The 15,642-nt window shown below is 39.2% G+C and carries 14 protein-coding genes; 5 read left to right on the top strand and 9 right to left on the bottom strand.

Annotated elements, in window-relative coordinates; translation table 11 throughout:
- Positions 1–72: 72 nt before the first annotated feature.
- The 7 genes from HMPREF0693_RS01320 to HMPREF0693_RS01290 all read right to left on the bottom strand — a co-directional run bounded on the left by HMPREF0693_RS01320 (position 73) and on the right by HMPREF0693_RS01290 (position 6,975).
- Positions 73–984 carry a dihydrodipicolinate synthase family protein gene (locus tag HMPREF0693_RS01320; protein ID WP_004242905.1) on the bottom strand — a complete coding sequence of 304 codons (912 nt, stop codon included), beginning with the start codon at positions 982–984 and terminating at the stop codon, positions 73–75.
- Positions 985–1,007: 23 nt separating this feature from the next.
- The gene (locus tag HMPREF0693_RS01315) at positions 1,008–1,619 is read right to left on the bottom strand and encodes a dihydroxyacetone kinase subunit L (protein ID WP_004242903.1); all 612 of its coding nucleotides are present in this window, start codon (positions 1,617–1,619) and stop codon (positions 1,008–1,010) included.
- Positions 1,619–2,614 carry a dihydroxyacetone kinase subunit DhaK gene (locus HMPREF0693_RS01310; protein WP_004242899.1) on the bottom strand — a complete coding sequence of 332 codons (996 nt, stop codon included), beginning with the start codon at positions 2,612–2,614 and terminating at the stop codon, positions 1,619–1,621. The genes HMPREF0693_RS01315 and HMPREF0693_RS01310 overlap by 1 nt, the downstream gene beginning before the upstream one ends.
- 132 nt (positions 2,615–2,746) lie before the next feature.
- Positions 2,747–4,234, bottom strand: a complete 1,488-nt coding sequence (locus HMPREF0693_RS01305) for a tripartite tricarboxylate transporter permease (RefSeq protein WP_004242897.1) — start codon at positions 4,232–4,234, stop codon at positions 2,747–2,749.
- Between the two features lie 18 nt (positions 4,235–4,252).
- The gene (locus HMPREF0693_RS01300; protein ID WP_004242896.1) at positions 4,253–4,687 is read right to left on the bottom strand and encodes a tripartite tricarboxylate transporter TctB family protein; all 435 of its coding nucleotides are present in this window, start codon (positions 4,685–4,687) and stop codon (positions 4,253–4,255) included.
- A 30-nt stretch (positions 4,688–4,717) separates the two neighbouring features.
- Positions 4,718–5,662 carry a tripartite tricarboxylate transporter substrate binding protein gene (locus HMPREF0693_RS01295; protein WP_004242895.1) on the bottom strand — a complete coding sequence of 315 codons (945 nt, stop codon included), beginning with the start codon at positions 5,660–5,662 and terminating at the stop codon, positions 4,718–4,720.
- Positions 5,662–6,975 (bottom strand): PfkB family carbohydrate kinase, encoded by a 1,314-nt coding sequence (locus tag HMPREF0693_RS01290; protein WP_020945636.1) that lies wholly within the window; start codon positions 6,973–6,975, stop codon positions 5,662–5,664. Before HMPREF0693_RS01290 ends, HMPREF0693_RS01295 begins: the two co-directional genes overlap by 1 nt.
- A gap of 725 nt (positions 6,976–7,700) precedes the next feature.
- On the opposite strand from HMPREF0693_RS01290, the gene dmsA reads away from it, so the two are divergent.
- From dmsA to dmsD, 4 genes are all read left to right on the top strand, one after another.
- Positions 7,701–10,145: a dimethylsulfoxide reductase subunit A gene (gene dmsA / locus HMPREF0693_RS01285; protein WP_004242893.1), complete on the top strand. Its 2,445-nt coding sequence runs from the start codon at positions 7,701–7,703 to the stop codon at positions 10,143–10,145.
- An 11-nt stretch (positions 10,146–10,156) separates the two neighbouring features.
- Positions 10,157–10,774 carry a DMSO/selenate family reductase complex B subunit gene (locus HMPREF0693_RS01280; protein ID WP_004242892.1) on the top strand — a complete coding sequence of 206 codons (618 nt, stop codon included), beginning with the start codon at positions 10,157–10,159 and terminating at the stop codon, positions 10,772–10,774.
- A 1-nt stretch (position 10,775) separates the two neighbouring features.
- Entirely contained in the window at positions 10,776–11,636 is an 861-nt protein-coding gene (locus HMPREF0693_RS01275; RefSeq protein WP_004242891.1) for a DmsC/YnfH family molybdoenzyme membrane anchor subunit, read from the top strand.
- 139 nt (positions 11,637–11,775) lie between these two features.
- Positions 11,776–12,387 (top strand): Tat proofreading chaperone DmsD, encoded by a 612-nt coding sequence (dmsD, locus tag HMPREF0693_RS01270; RefSeq protein WP_004242890.1) that lies wholly within the window; start codon positions 11,776–11,778, stop codon positions 12,385–12,387.
- A 63-nt stretch (positions 12,388–12,450) separates the two neighbouring features.
- On the opposite strand, the gene HMPREF0693_RS01265 is transcribed toward dmsD, so the two are convergent.
- On the bottom strand, positions 12,451–12,912 hold the full coding sequence (locus tag HMPREF0693_RS01265; protein WP_004242888.1) for a nucleoside deaminase: 462 nt from the start codon (positions 12,910–12,912) through the stop codon (positions 12,451–12,453).
- On the bottom strand, positions 12,912–13,598 hold the full coding sequence (locus HMPREF0693_RS01260) for an ankyrin repeat domain-containing protein (RefSeq protein ID WP_004242887.1): 687 nt from the start codon (positions 13,596–13,598) through the stop codon (positions 12,912–12,914). Before HMPREF0693_RS01260 ends, HMPREF0693_RS01265 begins: the two co-directional genes overlap by 1 nt.
- Positions 13,599–13,933: 335 nt before the next feature.
- Between HMPREF0693_RS01260 and kdpA the strand changes: the two genes are divergently transcribed.
- Complete coding sequence (gene kdpA, locus HMPREF0693_RS01255) at positions 13,934–15,634, top strand: potassium-transporting ATPase subunit KdpA (protein ID WP_004242886.1); 1,701 nt, start codon at positions 13,934–13,936, stop codon at positions 15,632–15,634.
- The last annotated feature ends 8 nt before the right edge of the window (positions 15,635–15,642 follow it).

Below are 15,642 nucleotides of genomic sequence, written 5' to 3'. Positions count from 1 at the left end.
TTATAAAAAAGCAGTATAGCTTGTTTTTTATACTGCTTAATATAATAAAGATATTTTGAAGCTGAGTCTCTGTTAATTAATTGAAAAAGCGATCCCCGCTTCTTTGCATAATTGCGTTAGATCTTCTTTCAATTGTTGGTTTTCTTCAGGTAATAAATCAAGTTGAGGTAAACGCATATGACCACCATTTAAGCCACGCATAGTTAATGCTGACTTAAATATCGCCATGTTCGCGCCTGATTTCAAAGCATCACTAAATTTCACACAAAATTGTTGCCAGTGCTTCGCTTCTTGATAATTACCCGTAATATAGGCTTGATACATATTCACAAATGGCTCAGGGAAAACACAGGCACATCCTGAAACTGTGCCATCACAGCCTGCATCTAATAAACCAAGGAATAATTTATCGTAGCCATGAAGTACTGAAAAATTATCTGTAACCGCTAAATAGCCAAGTGTCGTATTGTTATCGGCAAAACTGTATTTTATACCAATCACATTTTTGCATTGTTGCTGAATTTTAGCCGCTAATTCAGGCTTGATATTATTAGCCGCACATTGTGGAATGTTATAAAGATAGATTGGGAAATTCTCTGGTACGCTATTGGCGATAGTCACAAAATAGTGCTCTAATTCTCTGTCTGTGGCAGCAAAAAATTGTGGCGTCACTACACCAATACCATCGGCACCAATTTCTACAGCATGTTTGGCGAGTTCAATGGTTTCTGTTACCGTCATTGCGCCAACATGAATAAAAACAGGTAAACGTTTATTTGCCGTCTCTACTACGGTTTGCGCCACACTTTTACGCTCTGATGCGGATAAACGCAACATTTCTCCGGTCGTGCCACAAGGATAAAGACAATCAACACCTTTAGTGATCAACATATTAGTTAATGCAGACAACGCGTTGATGTCCACATGATCATTTGAATCAAACGGAGTAACCATCGCCACTGTAACGCCAAATAATTTTTTCATGTAAGAGCCTTTTATTTATTCAATCAAATTGCTTCAACAATAACGTTAATCGCTAACATTCCGGGATCGTCTAATCCTATCGATTTTTCTGGGAACATACGGGCACGTCCCAATAAATTAGGCTTAGGGCGAAATTCATTGAGCGTATTATTAATACTTTTTAAAGCAGTGGGTTTTAGTTCAGTCAGAGATGAGATTGACGCTAGATCTTCAGATAAATGATAAAGAATATCTAATACTGACTTTTGCCCTAATTCCCCTTTTCCTCTCGCCATCATGCTTTGGTATGCGACCGTCAATAGTGGGGAAATATCAGTAAGCGCTATTTCTTGCAGGTGGTTTTCTTTGCAATATTTGGCCATTGCCATAAAAGCCGTTGCTTGCAAAGTACCAAAAGAAGACGCACAGGCTTTTTGTAATGATTTACTGCATTGAAAAAGCGCTTTGCTTAAATCGTCAGGCCAATCTTGGGCATCGTTAGCAATTTGTCGCCATCCTTTTTGCATGGTTACCCCTAAATCACCGTCACCAAGTTGGCTATCTGCTTCACATAGTCTATTTTGAGACTGTTCACAGGCAATCGCGATACGTTGTACAGCAAGTTTTATATTATCGAGTGTAATATTAGTCATCATCACACTCTCCAAAATGCACAGTGAGCAGGTGCATTCAATAAAGCTTCAAGCTCATCATCAAGTTTACAAAAAGTTAAGCTAGCACCGGTCATTTCCATTGATGTTGCATAACGGCCGACTAATGGGTGAATGATAGTCGCCCCTGTATTATCAATAAGTTGAACAACTTTATTATATAAAATATAGAGTTCTTCTAAAGGCGTTGCACCTAACGAGTTGACTAATACTGAGACTTTATCACCCTTTTTTAGTGATAATTCGGTTTGTAAACGTTGAAACATTTCTTCTGCAATATCATCTGCACTACGTAATTTATCGCGCCAAATTCCTGGTTCACCGTGGATCCCCATTCCCATTTCCATTTCATCGTCAGCTATTTCAAAGGTAGGATGTCCAACAGCGGGTAAGGTGCAAGATGTTAAGGCACAGCCTATTGTTCGCGTGTTTTCCATGGTTTTTTGAGCAATGCGGGTCACCTCATCAAGAGATGCCCCTTCTTGAGCTTTGGCCCCTGCCATTTTAAAACCATAAATCATTCCAGCCACACCACGACGTTTATGCGCTTCTTCTGGTGTTGCAGAAGCAATATCATCTGTCGCTAACACCGTTGTACATCGAATATTATCTTCAAAATCTACCGTTTCAGAGGCCATATCAAAATTCATAATATCGCCACCATAATTACCATAGAGCAGTAATACCCCCTGCCCATTATCCGCAGCGCGTATCGCATCAGCCATTAGATCTGCTGACGGTGAGGCAAATACATCACCGACTGCGGCGGCATCTAATAAACCTTCACCTACATATCCGGTGAAAACGGGAAGGTGCCCTGATCCTCCGCCAGTAACAATTCCCACTTTAGCTTTATCTGAGCTGTTAGCTCGCGTAATTAAACGTGGTTGTGGTTGACGATAAATATCATTATGTGCAAGGCATAAGCCAGCTAATGTTTCATCAACATAATTTTCTGGTTTATTTAATATCTTTTTCATAAAAACACCCGATATTTTTATTTATCTACGGATATTGCCCTCTTAAATTAAAAATTAATTATTTAAGAAGCATTTTCCCTGGTATTGGATAGAATATGTGTATATTTTTGAAAATAATAAATAGCTTATTAGTTATTTGGTTTTAAATGCGCTCCTAATTTGCATAGCGACAATTAATAGGAAAACACTGGCTAATACAATTGAAATAGGTCTATTAACAAAATTAATTAGCTCTCCGTCCGATTTCATCAACGAAGAAAGTAAATTCTTCTCTAGCATCGGCCCTAAAATCATCCCTAATATAATCGGTGAGATAGGAAAGTTACGCTGTTGAAGAAAATAGCCGATAACTCCCATCACCATCATAACCACAATGGATGACATCGTATTGGTAATAGCAAATGAACCGACAATACTAAATAAAATAATTGCTGGATAAAGAATTGCATTATCAATAGCAACAATTTTCTTTAAAAAATTAACAACAATAAAAGCTATAGGTAATAAGATTAAATTCGCAATAAAGAAAATGATAAAAACGGCGTACAGTTTATCTGGATTAAATAAAAAGAGAGTTGGTCCAGGTTGCATATCTTTCATATACAATACACCAATGATAATAGCTGCCGCAGAATCACCGGGAATACCAAAAACCAATGAAGGTATCCAACTTCCTGCTAAACTAGCATTATTACTTGCTGATGCATCAACAATACCTTCTTCTGAGCCTTGCCCATACTTTTGCGGTTTTTTTGATAATTTTTTAGATACTGCATAAGAGATCCACGCAGCGATATCGGCACCAGCACCGGGTAAAGCACCTATCAATGTACCAATAATACCACTACGGAAAATGCCCCCTTTACGTTGGCAAACAACCTTTCCCACCCCTTTAAAAATATTATATGAGCTATTATCTGTATTAACTGCTAATTTAATTTGCTTTTCTTTCCAGCGATCGACGTAATATTTAATCGCACCAGAGATAGCAAATAGCCCTATCATGGCGGGAATAAAACTAACACCTTGCATTAAAGAGACTTCACCAAAGGTAAAACGGGCTTGTCCTGTAAATTCATCGTAGCCAATAGTGGCTAAAGCAATACCGAAAAACAGTGCTAGCAAACTTTTTCTAATTTGAGCGCCAGAAACAATAGTGGCGCAGCTTAATCCAATTAAAGTAAGCCACATATATTCGTAAGAGCTAAATTTAAGTGCAAACTCGGCTAACAACGGAGCGGTTGACGCTAAAATAATTGTGCCGATCACCCCACCAATAACGGAGCTTGTTAATGACATCCCTAATACACGATTAGTTTTACCTTCTTTAACCAATGTATGGGCATCGTTAGTATAAGCTGCAGAGGCGGGTGTTCCGGGAATATTTAATAATGCCCCTGGAATATCGCCGGCAAATATCGAGGATGCACCTACGGAGATCATCAGTGCTAATGCAGGAATTGGATCAAGAAAGAAAGTAAAAGGCACCATTAAAGCAATTGCCATGGTTGATGTTAATCCCGGAATTGCTCCAACAAATAAACCAAATAAGCAAGCGCCGACGACAACAAGTATTGTCGTGTAATCAATATAAGCTAATGCGCTAATAAATATATCCATACTGTTTTTCTCTATTTATTAAAATAATTGAGGTAGCGGTACTAACAGTACAGCGGTAAATAAATAGTAAACGCCTAATACAATTCCAGCAGAAATAATAAAACTAAATATCGGTTTTACTTTTGCGTATTTCATCATTAATGGTGCAATAACAATAAATCCTGTAACAATAAAACCAAGGTATTCAGCAAAAAACACATAAAATAGAATGATACCAATAATTAATAACACAAATTTTATTTCATGCCATGTCACCAAAGGTGTATCCATTTGCTGCTTTTTTGCAAAAATATCTAATAATGAAAAAATAATTATTCCTCCACCAATTAGTGAAGGCATAAAAGCCGCACCATATTCACTAAAATCACCTAATGAATAGGCGCTATAAATAATAAGAAATAATCCAAATAGGCAAAATATAAATGATAATATATGACGATTTAGCATAGGCATAAAAACGGCTATTATCAGCCGTTTCCTCAGTTATTTTTTTATAATTTCGCCAAACTTTTTATCTTCATTGGCCATAAATTGTGTCGCATCATCACCATACAATTCAATGACTTCAAATCCTTGTTTATTAGCAAATTCAGCTAATTCACCTGAAGCATAAACTTTCTTCATTGCTGCGGTAAGCTTATCTTGTGCTTCTTTATCAAGTCCTTTAGGGGCAACTAACATATTCCATGCTTGTAAATCCCAATCATAACCTGTTGCTTCTTTAAAGAGAGGAACATCAGGATAAAATGCCGATTTTTCATTAGACATAATGGCCATATGTTTGACTAATCCGGCTTTGACCATACTGTCAGCCTCACCTAATGAAGACGTTACAATATCAACGCCCCCTGAAGCTAACTCTTGTAATGCCGCACTGGCTCCTTGGGAAGGAATAAAGCGGATTGCGTTATCAGGTAAACCTGCTGCACGTAACATACCAATATTATTAAGATGCCAGATAGAGTTTAATCCACTCCCTGACGCTTTTAATTTCCCTGGGTTGGCTTTGGCATAATCAATAATTTCTTGTGCATTATTAAAAGGCGATGATTTTGCAACTTGTAATCCACCGTAGATTACCGCTAAACGTGTGATCGGGGTATAATCTTGATAGGTTAAATTAGTCATCCCCTGATGATGCATCATCGCAATTTCAACCGTGGCAATACCTAATGTGTAACCATCTGGCTTGGCATTTTTAATAGCATCATGTCCAACAACGCCACTTCCTCCGGTCTTATTAACGACATTAACCGTCACACCTAATTCTTCTTGTAATCCTTTTGCTGCTAAACGAGCAACGGTATCGGTATTGCCACCAGCAGCCCAAGGAACAATAATCGTAATAGGTTTTTCAGGCCATTGTGCAAAAGCAGGAACAGTAAAAACAGAACTGCATAGGGTCAGAGCTAAGAGAGTTTTTTTCATTATATGCACCTTTTCTCATTGCAGATTACTTGTGGTCGAATATCTTCAATTCTTAATTTAAGACGTGCTTGTACTTGTGACAGTGAAGGCATTGAAGTCACCCCTTTTTGTTCTATAAATGCAGACAAGAAAGCACTAGCAAATAAAACACTTTCTGGCATTGTGCCTCCTGCGGCTATTTTTGAGGCAAATGCACCATTAAAAGCATCTGTTGCTGCCATCGTATCAACACGTAGAGAAGGTAGTGGCGGAATATGAAAAGTATTCCTCCCATCAAAATACACCACGCCTAATTCATCTATGTAGATAATCACTTTTTTCTTTTCGTTACCGGCAATAATCTCTACGGCTTGCTTGGCATCATTAATCGTATTAATTTCAATACCTGACCAATCTGAAGCTTGGTAAGCGTTTAACGTAATAAAATCTACATATAAATAAAGTTGTTTTAAATCATCGCTATACGGAGCGACATTAAGTATGACGGTTTTATTAATAGAATGAGCAAAAGAAGCGGCTTTCACATTAGCATCAATATTAATTTCCCCTTGCAGTAATAACACGTCAGCTTCACTAATATAAGGCAGTGAGATATCGACCTCTTGCAGGGTAAAAGTGTTATTTGCGCCTAAATAGGTAGCCGTAATATTATTTTGGGTTTTATCTGCTAAATAGCTAATTGAGCTACCTGTCGGCTCTATTTCTGTTTGAAAAATAGTAAATGAATCAATACCGCTCTCTTGCAAATATTTATAAGCGTACTTACTAAAATGATCTTCACCGACTTTGGTAATTAAATGCACTTTTGCATCAGAAAAACTGGCAGAAATGGCTTGATTCGTCCCTTTTCCACCCGGACCTATTGAGTTTCCTTTTGAATTTACCAATTCCCCTACACGAGGAAATGCATCAACATTAGCAATAATGTCCACCACAAAAGAGCCTAATACACACACTTTACCTTCTGGTGTTTTCTTTTTATGTTCTTTGACGATCAATAAATCATGTAGTAAGCATGAGATATCAAAACTATCACTAAATTTACTGATCTTTTTTATTTCTTGTTTCCCTAGTATGGCGCCACCATGACAACGTTTGATCAACCCTTCATTTTCGAGGTATTTCAAATCACTGCGGATCGTTTCTAATGTGACGTTGAATCTTTCCGCTAGCTGAGCCACTTTAACTTTTTTCTGTTCCCTAATAATGCTATAGATTTCCTGTCGTCTTTCTTCTGAAAACATATAAAGTGCCTCCGTATCATTAATACGAGAATAAGGATATCCAGCCGATGATTTTGCGATAACATTCAAAACAAAAAACCAAAAACGGAAGCAAAACCAAATCCGAACAACTTAGATCACATTTTTTTAACAGTAATTCAATTGTGATAGCTGGAAAATGAGAGATGAAACGAATCTTTATCTGATGAGCAGTTTGTTAAGCGTAAGAAAAATCAGTCTATTATAAGTGCATTGATTTTCAATGTTCTATTTTAGAACCAGCTTATTTTGTAAATACCATGTTAAATGAAGGTTTATTTGTTTTATTACATAAGAGATTATTGATACGCAGTTCAAGCTAACCGACGTTTTTTTAATGTTTACTCGATATCAAATGACACTTGTTAAATAACAATAATAAAAAAAACACAGATGTAATCATTGATAAAAATAATGAGTTAATGATTCTGTATATTACACATTATAAATTGGACTTTATTAGGCTATTTTAGTTATTTAGTTTATTTTTTCTTATTAATCGATATGTATTAAATTATATATCAATGTTAATCAATTGATTAATTTTAAATAATACATAGGGTTAAGAAAACAGCGACAATTGATAACCTTCGTAATAAATCATGTTTCTTTGATGTAAAGCAACTACCACTTTTTATAAGTAAGTAATATCCACATTAATAGTTGGGTTTTATTATCTTACGTTAGCGTGCTTATTTATTAACAAAAATGATAACAATAATTTCTATATAAGCTCTTTATTTTTCTTCTTAAAAATATAATTAAGTGAGTAATGTATGAAAAACATCAAAGAGATGACGTTACTTTCCACCCCCCTATCTCGCCGACGCTTTGTCAAAGTGGGAGCTGCTGGTGGATTAGTTGCAACGGCAGGTGGATTATCTCTCCCCTTTAGCCAAGCCATGGCTTCGGAGCAAACAGCGCCGACATCTACCAATAAAGAAAAAGTTGTCTGGAGTGCATGTACCGTCAATTGCGGTAGTCGTTGTCCATTGCGTATGCATGTCGTTGATGGCGAAATTAAGTACGTTGAAACAGACAATACCGGCAATGACGTTTACGACGAGTTCCATCAAGTACGAGCTTGCTTACGTGGTCGCTCTATGCGTCGACGTGTTTATAATCCAGATCGCTTACGTTATCCCATGAAACGCGTAGGTAAACGTGGTGAAGGTAAATTTGAACGTATCTCTTGGGATGAAGCCTTTGATACTATTTCCCACACCATGAAACGCCTGATAAAAGATTATGGCAATGAATCTATTTATCTAAATTACGGTACAGGCACCCTCGGTGGCACCATGACAAAATCTTGGCCACCAGGAGCAACCCTTATTGCCCGTTTAATGAATTGCTGTGGTGGTTATCTCAACCATTATGGCGATTATAGTACTGCGCAGATCGCGGCAGGCTTAAATTACACCTATGGGGGATGGGCTGACGGCAATAGTCCTTCAGACATCGAAAATACTAAATTGGTTGTTATGTTTGGTAATAATCCCGGCGAAACACGTATGAGTGGCGGTGGTGTAACTTATTATGTTGAGCAAGCTCGTGAAAAATCAGATGCTCGCATGATAATTATTGATCCTCGCTATACTGATACTGGTGCAGGTCGTGAGGATGAGTGGATCCCCATTCGTCCAGGTACTGATGCAGCCTTAGTTAATGCGTTAGCTTATGTCATGATCAAAGAAGATTTAGTCGATAAACCCTTCTTAGATAAATACTGCGTAGGTTACGACGAAACCACGATGCCAGAAGGGGCACCTAAAAACGCCCACTATAAAGCCTATATTTTAGGTGATGGCGCAGATGGTCAACCCAAAACCCCAGAATGGGCAGCACAAATTACCGGCATTCCCGCGGCACGTATTGTTAAATTAGCCCGTGAAATCGCCGGTGCTAAGCCGGCTTATATTACTCAAGGTTGGGGCCCACAACGCCGTTCAAATGGCGAATTAGCCTCTCGCGCTATTGCAATGCTCGCTATCTTAACAGGTAATGTGGGAATAAATGGGGGCAATACCGGTGCCCGTGAAGGCTCTTACAGCATTCCTTTTGTCCGTATGCCAACCTTAACTAACCCTGTCACGACCAGTATTTCTATGTTTATGTGGACAGATGCCATTTTACGTGGCCCTGAAATGACCGCAACACGTGATGGCGTGCGAGGTAAAGATAAACTGGATGTACCTATTAAAATGGTCTGGAACTATGCGGGGAACTGCTTAGTTAACCAACATTCAGAAATAAACCGTACTCATGAAATCCTACAAGACGATAAAAAATGCGAAATGATTGTGGTTATCGATAATCATATGACCGCATCGGCAAAATATGCAGATATCTTACTGCCAGATTGCACGGCATCAGAGCAAATGGATTTCTGTATGGATGCTTCTGCGGGGAATATGGCTTACGTGATTTTCGCTGACCAAGCGATTAAGCCACGTTTTGAAAGTCGCAATATCTATGAGATGACCAGCGAAATTGCTAAACGTATGGGGGTGGGTGAGAAATTTACCGAAAATCGTACCCAAGAAGAGTGGTTACGCCATCTTTATGAGCAATCTCGTCAAAATTTACCAGAACTGCCTACCTTTGAAGAATTTCGGGCACAAGGTATCTTTAAAAAACGTGATCCACAAGGCCATCATGTGGCTTACCGTGAATTCCGCGCTGATCCACTCAACAATCCGCTGACAACGCCATCAGGAAAAATTGAAATTTATTCTTCGCAATTAGCTGAAATTAAAGCGACATGGGAATTAGCGGCAGACGATGTGATTGATCCACTGCCAATCTACTCCGCAGGTTTTGAAAGCTATGGCGACCCTGCTATGGATAAATACCCATTACAAATGACGGGTTTTCACTATAAAGCTCGTACCCACTCAACTTATGGCAACGTAGATGTATTAAAAGCGGCTTGTCCACAAGAAATTTGGATAAACCCTGTTGATGCTACAAAACGTGGTATCAAACACGGCGATTTAGTTCGTATTTATAACGATCGCGGTGAAGTACGTATCAACGCTAAAGTGACACCACGTATTTTGCCGGGCGTTGTGGGATTAAGTGAAGGGGCTTGGTATAACCCAGACAGTAACCGTATTGATCATGCAGGTTGCATTAACGTGTTAACGACCCAACGCCCTTCACCACTTGCTAAGGGTAATCCTTCTCACAGTAATCTTGTTGAAGTCGTCAAGGCGTAAGGAGTCTGGTTATGTCAACGCAATATGGTTTTTATATCGATTCAAGTCGTTGCACCGGCTGCAAAACCTGCGAACTCGCGTGCAAGGATTTTAAAAATTTATCCCCTGAGGTCAATTTCCGCCGTATTTATGAATATGCCGGTGGTGATTGGACCGAGCAAGATGGTGTGTATACGCAAAACGTTTTTGCTTACTACTTATCTATTTCATGTAACCACTGTGACGATCCGGCTTGCGTAAAAGTCTGTCCAAGTGGCGCCATGCACAAACGCGAAGATGGTTTTGTGGTGGTAAATGAAGAAGTGTGTATAGGCTGTCGTTATTGCCATATGGCATGTCCTTATGGTGCACCACAGTTTGATGAAGTCAAAGGCCACATGACCAAATGTGATGGTTGTTATGAGCGTGTTGCTGAAGGTAAAAAGCCAATTTGTGTCGGATCTTGCCCATTGCGTGCATTAGATATGGCACCGATTGAAGAGTTACGCGCTAAATATGGTGATCTTGCTGAAATAGCCCCTCTTCCATCTGCGAAATACACTAAACCGAATATTGTTCTTAAATTAAATGCCAATAGCCGACCTGTAGGTGACACCACCGGGCATCTGGCTAACCCAGAGGAGGTTTAAGATGGGCATGGGATTACATGAATGGCCACTGATGTTCTTTACCGTTATTGGTCAAAGTGTGGCTGGCGCCTTTATTATTATGGGGTGCGCCATTCTTTCAGGCAAACTGCCTGAAGCGTTAAATCGCAAAGTGCATTACAGCATGTTTGGTTTGTGGTTATTAATGGGGATTGGTTTTTTACTCTCCATGATCCACATGGGAACCCCAATGCGTGCCTTTAACTCTTTTATCCGTTTTGGTCATTCATCATTAAGTAATGAAATTGCCAGTGGTGCCACATTCTTTGCTTTAGGTGGCCTATATTGGCTAATTAGTGTGTTAAATAAAATGCCTGCTGCATTAGGTAAATTGTGGCTAGTGGTTGTCATGATACTTGCGGTGCTATTTATCACGGCTATTTCGCGAGTTTATCAAATTGATACTGTACCTACTTGGTATAATGGCTATACCACAGTTAACTTCGTACTAACCGCATTTATTGGTGGTCCTATTTTAGCGGCACTGTTAATGCGTATTGCCGGTTTTAACTTAAATTGTATTAGTGCATTACCGCTATTAAGTGTCATCGCCATTATTATCAGTGCTATTGTGGCTACCTCTCAAGGCTTTGAATTGGGTTCAATTCAAACCTCCGTACAAAAAGCGGTTGATTTAGTTCCTGATTACGGTTTTTTAATGGGCATTAAATTGATTGCCCTAACATTAGGGTTAGCTTGTTGGATAGCACCGTTATTACGCAAAAATAATCCTTCTGTTTCTTTAATGGTGTTAGGTTTTATTTTGGTGTTTGTTGGTGAATTTATTGGTCGTGGCGTATTCTATGGCTTACATATGACAGTAGGAATGGCTGTTGTAGGTTAATCAACCTATTTATCCTTAAAAACCGCCGTAATGGCGGTTTTCTTTTACTGTGTTACCCTTTTTTAATCTTAGTCATTATGTTTATATAGGGAATAACCTATTATAGATAATATACATTTCAGCGGATAATAAAAATATTATGGAACAACAAGTTATTACAGATATTTCTCTCTCTGCCCGTATTATTGGGGCTGCTTTCTATTACCCACCAACTGAAAAAAGTGACATTGTTGAGTTACTCTCAAGCGGCAAATGGTTAACTGAATGGCCTTATGGCTCTGAAGAAGAAAAACAACGCATTGCCTCATTATTGGCGCAAACTACCTATCAAGATGAAACATTAGCACAAGCCTATCAACGTTTATTTATTGGGCCTTATGCGCTACCTGCACCACCTTGGGGATCAGTGTATCTTGATCATGAGAATGTCTTATTTGGTGATTCAACCTTAGATTTACGTGAATGGATGCTGGAGAATGGTATTGATATTGCCTTGACTCAAAATGAACCTGAAGATCACTTTGGTTTAATGGTGATGATGGTGGCATGGGTTGCAGAAACACGCCCTGAAAAATTAACTGAACTACTTGCTGAACATTTATTACCTTGGGCTTATCGCTATCTAGAGAAATTGTCATTACAAGGGGCATTCCCTTATTATGAAGGTCTTGCCATGTTAGCAACGTTAACGCTTAAAAGCTGGCAATCCCTACTCTCGATTACTCCTGTTGAAAAACAGTTATTTTGCTAATCAACTGATTCGATAAAAAGAAGAACAGCCCTAAATAACGTTTTATTGGGCTGTTATTTTTAGTTAAGATTGTTGAGACCACAGCTGATAAAGTGCCGGTTGTTTTTCGTCTTCAGGTTTTATTTGCACAAATTGCAACCCTTCTTGTTGCTCCGGAGCGACTCTTAATGCCTTAGCAATATTGGCTGTCGATAATCCATAAGGCTGGGCATCATCATTAGAGTAAGCATAAAATATTTGTGAGATCCCCGCCATACGCATAGCCGCCAAACACATTGGACAAGGTTGACCACTGGCATAAACCACACAATCATCCAATTTTGCTCGTCCTAACACTTTTCCGGCTTCTCGTAATGCTAATAATTCTGCATGTGCAGTTGGATCATTTGTCGCTGTAATTTGATTAACAGCATGAGCAATCACTTGGCCATTTTTCACGATCACCGCGCCAAAGGGACGCCCACCAACTTTCACATTCTCTGTGGCAAGCGAAATGGCTTGCTGTATAAATTGCTTATCTGACATTATTTTGCCCCTGCTTGTTGAAGAATATTGATGATATTGGTATAGCCTTTATCTTTCGCTAAGGTTAATGGTGTACGTCCAGATCCATCAGCCAAATTAACATCCGCCCCACCATCGATCAGCAACGTCACGATATCTGCATATTTTTGACTTCCATCACCTAAAATAATGGCTTCAATTAACGCAGTCCAACCAAGGCGATTAACATGATTGACATCTACACCGGCATCAATCAAGGTTTTTACTGTGGCAACATGGCCGCGCTCCGCCGCAGGAATCAATGCCGTACCACCATAACGGTTGATGCTATTCAGATCTGCGCCATGGGCTAAGGTTAAAGCTAAAATTTCCTGCAATCCTCTCGCTCCAGCATAAAGATAAGGTGAATCATAGATAGCATCGCGGGCATTGACGTTAGCCCCTTGTTCAATCAGGTATTTTGCCACCTCAATTTGATTCGCATGAGTAGCCGCCATTAGCGGTGTACGCAATTTGATATCTCGTTGTTCAATATTCTCTCCTTGCGCTATCTGGCGCTTTAATTCTGGCAAGTTTCCCTCTTGTGCCAGTGTTACTAGATCTGCTTTATCAGAATTTGCCATTGCTTTTACCATAAAGATAGATGAAACCATTAATAGGCCTAAGAAGTAGAAAAACCACTTGGTCTTTAAATAGATAGCATTCATTCAATCTCTCCTCGTGAAGGGGTATTTTCAGCCTGCTTAATCAGCAGATTATTCGACTATTTATTACATCTAACAAAGGGATGGCATTATTTCAACCCATTGAGGAATAAAATATTCCACCATTAAGCCTTGATTTAGGTTTGGTCAGCATTTTTATACTTTTTTTACATCCGTCAGAGCGCTTTTATCAACATCTTTACACCTCTTTCAGTAGCTTTACTCAATCTAAATCGCAAAAGGATAGTTCAAATGTTGATATTCGGTGCTGTGGCATTAGTTATTGTGCTCACTGCTTATCTTATTTATGTGTTGTTTCATGCAGAGGCATTTTAAAAATGGCAACAACAACGTTGATCTATATTGCCGTTTTTCTCACCGTCTTACTGATTATGGGAAAAGTGATTGGCAATTATCTTGCTCGTCTCATAGAAGGTGATTTACCTCATTGGGTAACAAAAACAGAACAGGTTATTTGGCGTAGCTGTGGTTTTAAACCTGCCGGCAAAGCAATTCAGCCTATGAGTTGGTATCACTATATGTTCGCCCTGTTAATTTTTAACTCAATGGGAGCACTTTTATTATTGGTAATTTTACTTAATCAAGGTTATTTACCTTTAAATCCACAGTTTGCACCTAATATGAGTTGGGATTTAGCATTAAATACCACCATTAGTTTTATTACTAATACCAATTGGCAGGCCTATAGCGGTGAAACAGCCGTCAGCTATTTAAGCCAAATGATGGGGCTTACAGTACAAAATTTCTTATCAGCAACAACGGGGATCGCTGTTGCCTTTGTATTGATCAGAGCATTAACACAATCTTCTTGCCATTCCATTGGTAATGCTTGGGTAGATATCGGTCGTATTACCCTATATCTGTTACTACCTTTAGCCATTATTTGGTCACTGTTATTTGTTAGCCAAGGCGTGATCCAAAATTTCCATCCCGCGCTATTAAGCCAAGGACTTGAAAATCAGCAATGGTTACCAATGGGCCCCGTTGCTTCTCAAGAGGCAATTAAACTGTTAGGAACCAATGGAGGAGGCTATTTTGCAGCAAACTCTGCTCATCCTTATGAAAACCCAACCTCTTTCAGTAACTTTTTGCAAATACTTGCCATATTCCTGTTACCTACCGCGCTATGCTTCGCCTTTGGCCGACTGAGTGGCACACAACGGCAAGGCTATACCTTACTTTGGGTAATGACATTGATTTTTATTGTTGCGGTTAGCGTGATTGTTTGGGCTGAATGGCGAGGTAACCCACAATTTACTTTAATGGGTGCGGATAGTTCATTAAATATGGAAGGTAAAGAGAGTCGCTTTGGTTTAATAGGCAGTGCGTTATTTGTTGCCGTCACTACAGCCGCTTCTTGTGGTGCAGTAAATGCCATGCATGATTCATTAACTGCATTAGGAGGTATGGTTCCTATGTGGTTAATGCAAACTGGAGAAGTCATCTTCGGCGGTGTTGGTTCTGGTTTTTATGGCATGATCTTGTATGTTTTGTTAGCTGTTTTTATCGCTGGATTAATGGTGGGTCGAGCACCTGAATATCTCGGCAAAAAAATTGGTGTAGCAGAAATGAAATGGGTTGCTGTCGCTATTTTAATATCACCAGCAATCACCTTATTAGGTACAACACTTGCCCTCTTTAGCGAAGTAGGTCGCGAAGCGATTTTAAATCCTGGTCCTCATGGTTTTAGTGAAGTTTTATACGCTTTTACTTCAGCTGCCAATAACAATGGCAGTGCTTTCGCCGGACTGAATGCTAATTCTGTTTTTTATAATCTGTTATTAGGTATCACTATGCTTGTCGGACGTTTTGGTGTCATGTTGCCTGTCTTAGCTATCGCCGGTAGTTTGGCAATAAAAAAACGCCAAGCTGAAAGTTTAGCCACATTGTCCACTACTTCACCGCTATTTATTTTTCTATTGTTCCTCACAGTAATAATGATTGGTGCGCTCACCTTTGTTCCGGCATTAGCACTAGGCCCTATTGCTGAGCATTTACAGTTGTTATGGGCTAAATAAGGACACTC

Source organism: Proteus mirabilis ATCC 29906 (assembly GCF_000160755.1).
Taxonomy (GTDB): Bacteria; Pseudomonadota; Gammaproteobacteria; order Enterobacterales; family Enterobacteriaceae; genus Proteus; species Proteus mirabilis.
The sequence above is the reverse complement of the archived record's forward strand: the minus strand, read 5'-3'. Positions and strand labels throughout refer to the sequence as shown.

What these genes read in the sequence shown, in the direction of transcription:
- HMPREF0693_RS01320 (WP_004242905.1), bottom strand. Translation starts at nt 984, where the DNA reads ATGAAAAAATTATTTGGCGTTACAGTGGCGATGGTTACTCCGTTTGAT.
- HMPREF0693_RS01315 (WP_004242903.1), bottom strand. Translation starts at nt 1,619, where the DNA reads ATGATGACTAATATTACACTCGATAATATAAAACTTGCTGTACAACGT.
- HMPREF0693_RS01310 (WP_004242899.1), bottom strand. Translation starts at nt 2,614, where the DNA reads ATGAAAAAGATATTAAATAAACCAGAAAATTATGTTGATGAAACATTA.
- HMPREF0693_RS01305 (WP_004242897.1), bottom strand. Translation starts at nt 4,234, where the DNA reads ATGGATATATTTATTAGCGCATTAGCTTATATTGATTACACGACAATA.
- HMPREF0693_RS01300 (WP_004242896.1), bottom strand. Translation starts at nt 4,687, where the DNA reads ATGCCTATGCTAAATCGTCATATATTATCATTTATATTTTGCCTATTT.
- HMPREF0693_RS01295 (WP_004242895.1), bottom strand. Translation starts at nt 5,662, where the DNA reads ATGAAAAAAACTCTCTTAGCTCTGACCCTATGCAGTTCTGTTTTTACT.
- dmsA (WP_004242893.1), top strand. Translation starts at nt 7,701, where the DNA reads ATGAAAAACATCAAAGAGATGACGTTACTTTCCACCCCCCTATCTCGC.
- HMPREF0693_RS01280 (WP_004242892.1), top strand. Translation starts at nt 10,157, where the DNA reads ATGTCAACGCAATATGGTTTTTATATCGATTCAAGTCGTTGCACCGGC.
- HMPREF0693_RS01275 (WP_004242891.1), top strand. Translation starts at nt 10,776, where the DNA reads ATGGGCATGGGATTACATGAATGGCCACTGATGTTCTTTACCGTTATT.
- dmsD (WP_004242890.1), top strand. Translation starts at nt 11,776, where the DNA reads ATGGAACAACAAGTTATTACAGATATTTCTCTCTCTGCCCGTATTATT.
- HMPREF0693_RS01265 (WP_004242888.1), bottom strand. Translation starts at nt 12,912, where the DNA reads ATGTCAGATAAGCAATTTATACAGCAAGCCATTTCGCTTGCCACAGAG.
- HMPREF0693_RS01260 (WP_004242887.1), bottom strand. Translation starts at nt 13,598, where the DNA reads ATGAATGCTATCTATTTAAAGACCAAGTGGTTTTTCTACTTCTTAGGC.
- kdpA (WP_004242886.1), top strand. Translation starts at nt 13,934, where the DNA reads ATGGCAACAACAACGTTGATCTATATTGCCGTTTTTCTCACCGTCTTA.